General features: G+C 62.6%; 3 protein-coding genes. All 3 read right to left on the bottom strand.

Annotation, left to right across the window (positions count from 1 at the left end):
- Positions 1 to 79: 79 nt before the first annotated feature.
- Genes JF52_RS0116205 through JF52_RS0116195 form a run of 3 tightly spaced genes read right to left on the bottom strand, consistent with a single transcriptional unit; the run spans position 80 to position 3,281 of the window.
- Complete coding sequence (locus JF52_RS0116205; RefSeq protein WP_033107663.1) at positions 80 to 1,111, bottom strand: tyrosine-type recombinase/integrase; 1,032 nt, start codon at positions 1,109 to 1,111, stop codon at positions 80 to 82.
- On the bottom strand, positions 1,108 to 2,109 hold the full coding sequence (locus tag JF52_RS0116200; protein ID WP_084595915.1) for a tyrosine-type recombinase/integrase: 1,002 nt from the start codon (positions 2,107 to 2,109) through the stop codon (positions 1,108 to 1,110). Before JF52_RS0116200 ends, JF52_RS0116205 begins: the two co-directional genes overlap by 4 nt.
- The gene (locus tag JF52_RS0116195; protein WP_033107662.1) at positions 2,073 to 3,281 is read right to left on the bottom strand and encodes a site-specific integrase; all 1,209 of its coding nucleotides are present in this window, start codon (positions 3,279 to 3,281) and stop codon (positions 2,073 to 2,075) included. Before JF52_RS0116195 ends, JF52_RS0116200 begins: the two co-directional genes overlap by 37 nt.
- Between the last annotated feature and the right edge of the window lie 79 nt (positions 3,282 to 3,360).

The following is a 3,360-nucleotide window of genomic DNA, read 5'->3' as shown; positions in this document are numbered from 1 at the left end:
TTTCGTTAAGCCGAGGATTCGTGTTCTGGCGTGTGGTGGCGCGGGTTCGTAACAGTTTCCTCGGCTTAACATTTCGGGGTTATCGGAGGCTGTAGAGCGCGCGGAGCGCGTCTTCGGGGATGCGAGCGACGTCGGCTGTTGGTGTGGCGGCGTTGATAGCGTCGCGCATCATGTCGATGGTCGCGAAGGCGTAGAACGCGTTCGTGGTCGAGATGTTCTCGTGGCCGAGGAGGCGCATGATGATGGGCAACGGGACACCTTGCTGGTAGAGATCCATCGCTTTGGTCTTGCGGAGCATATGACAGTGAACCCTCGCAGGGACCGAGGGGCAGTGCGCTCGTGCGGTGTCGGCGGCGATGGTGAGCACGTTCGCGACAGTATCGGCCGAGAGCGGCGCCGGTTGTCCCTGATGGTGGCTGTAGAACAGCGGCCTGTCCGATGGGAGGACCGCTCGGTCGGGATGGAACTCATCGAGATAGACGCGCAGGTGCCCGATCGTGGCCTCGGTCAATGGAACGACACGGGTCTTGCGTCGTTTCCCGGTCAACATCACGTGGCCCGGATGGGTGAGGGTGAGATCGCCGAGAGTGAGACGGGTGATCTCGCTGACGCGGGCCGCAGTGTCGTAGAGCAAGATGAGTAGCATTCGGTTCCGGCGTGATTTGGCTGTGTGGCCGGTGTGCGCGGCGAGGACCGCGCGAGTCTCATCCTCGGTGAGATACTCGATCGGCCTCTTCGGGACGGTCGGAGGTTTCAACGTCGAGGCCGCGTTGTGCAGCGCGACGAGGGTGATGTCCTCGGCGGCGGCGTAGGCGAGGAACGCCCGAATCGCGGTGAGCCGCAGTGTGATCGTCCGGGGTGCGTAACGCTGGTGTTCGTTCATCCATGCCAGCCAGGCTTTCAGATGCGTCCGGTCGAAGCAGTCGAACGTGACATCGGTGCGGGTGATGTGCTGGTGGTCGGTGAGAAACCCGAGGAAGCATTCCAAGCTGATCCGGTAGGCCTCAATCGTCCTCGCAGATGCTGAGCGGACGGCGGGAAGATAGGTGTGGAGGAAGCCGCGGGCGAGGTCCCAGAAATCCGGGGCGCCGGTGACGACGTGACGTTTCATGCGAAACCGACCTCCGGCAGCAGGCCCCTGCTGGCCTCACGGGTGATGCCGGTGTAGGCGTCCATGAAATCCGGAGACGTGTGGACGTAGTAGTAGGTCGACTCGACGCCCGCGTGGCCCATATATACCTGCAGGTAGGGCAGCATCGCGGACACGTCGGTCCCGTCGGCCATCCAACGTTCCAGATTCGCATAAGCAAAGTGATGACGGAAATCATAGGGACGAGGCTGGGCACCGCCGTTCGGACGGGGCAAGCCCGCGTGGTCCCAAATGCGGTGAAAGATCACCCCGACCGATGTGGGCGTCACGGCCGAGCCGGTCGCGGAGACGAAGAACGATCGCCTGCCGGGAAACCACTTCCTTGACGTCGCATCGCAGGACCTCAGGATCGCGGTCACGTCATCGGTGACCGGCAGACGCCGGCTGCGGTGGCCCTTGGACTCGATGATCGTGACATGCCCGCCGCGCAGGTCAACGTCTTCGGGGCGCAGGGCTCTGACCTCGCCGGTGCGCAGCCCGCACGAATGCATCAGGGTGAAGAACGCCGACGCCTGCCATTCCCACGGTGATTTCGATCTCACGCTCGTGGCCGCAGTGAAGAACTTCTCGATCTGCTCTCCGGTGAGCAGGTAAGGGTGCGAGCGCACGAAGGGTGCTCTCCAGGTGCTGTCGAGGACGTAGGCGTCCGGGTCGCGGTGAACGAGGACCCATCGCCCGAAGCCACGGATGTATGACATCCATGACCGGTAGGTGCCGGAGCTGGCAAGCCGTTCCGTGACCCATCCTTCAACGGTCACCCGATCCAACGTCGTCGACTGGTGGTGGGTGCAGTAGGCGTCGAACTGCTTCAGATACCAGATGCGGGAGAGACCAGTGAAGCCCATCGCCGTTTTGAACGCGACGTAGTCATCCAAATCAGCCGCGAACACACTGACGAATCCGTGCCCGGATGAATACTCGATCATGATCGTGCCCCCGCCGGGACGGGCAGCACGCATCCGGCCAGCCGCCCCTCATCAACGGTCAGGTAGATGCTGGTTGATTCGATACGGGCGTGACCGAGGACAGCGGAAATCGTCGGCAGTGCGGTCGCCGCGGCCAGCAGCCTCGACGCGGCCGTATGCCGCAACAGCCGTGACCCGGCCCGCGGATCAGTGACGCCAGCGGCGGTGAACACGACCGTGGTGATCCGGTGAATCGTCGCATGATCAGCCAACGGGGTGTGTGGCGCGAGCTGGCGCAGGAAGACATGATCATCACCAGTGTCGGGCCGCTCATTCAGGACATAATCGGCGAGGCGTGCCAGCAGTAGGCCCGGCAGTGGCAGCGTGACCGGGTTACGGGTCTTCTGCTGGATGAGACTGATCGTCTGTGATCGCCAATCGATATCACCCAACCGCAGATCGATGATGTCGCACGAACGCAGCCCCGTCATCAGCGCCAGCAACGTGATCGCTGCGTCGCGTGACGACACCACCGTGCGTGACGCGCACGCGGTTACCACGCGCTGCACGTCCTCATCAGCCATGACCGACAACACCGGGTGCGAACGGCGTATCCCGACAAGACCCAGCGCATCGACGAGGTCACGTCGGCCGGTGAACGTCAGGAATGGGCGGAAGTTCGACACCACCCAGAACAGGGAGCTCTTCGCCCACCGATCCAGCAACGATTCCAAGAAGCCAGTGATCGTGCCGGCGTCCGCGTCTTCCAAACGGACGATCCCGTGCTCTTCGAGGAACACCAGGTAGCCGCGCGCAGTGCGACCATAAGCCTCACGCGTCGCATCAGCGAGTTCTCGCTCGATCATCTCAGCCTCCCATTCGGCATTCAGCGAGATGAACGTGTCGGAGAATGGCCGGCGGCCGCCACCACCGCGCTTACGAACGCTGAGAGGCACGTCCCCAGTATCGACAAGTGCGTCGAACAACGTCACGAGCCGCGTGTAGTTGAATCGACGAATTGCGCTGAAGCGGCCCGTGCGCGGGCTCGTCGTCAACGACGCGAACACCACCCCGAGCGCACTCGTATACGCCCCGCCGCGACCATCGACGAATCGGTCCAACGCGCGGATCGTTTTCTCGTACTGTCCAATCGTGGACTCCGCGTACCCCGCCTGACGCAACGCCGCGACAACGAGACCACCCAAATGAATGACAGTCGTATCCATAGCCGTGTCCTTTCCATAGACGAATGGATACGGCGGACACTACGACCAGACCGATGTTAAGCCGAGGAAACGGTCACGA

Source organism: Microbacterium profundi, assembly GCF_000763375.1.
Taxonomy (GTDB): domain Bacteria; phylum Actinomycetota; class Actinomycetes; order Actinomycetales; family Microbacteriaceae; genus Microbacterium; species Microbacterium profundi.
This window is presented reverse-complemented; position numbering and strand designations above follow the sequence as displayed.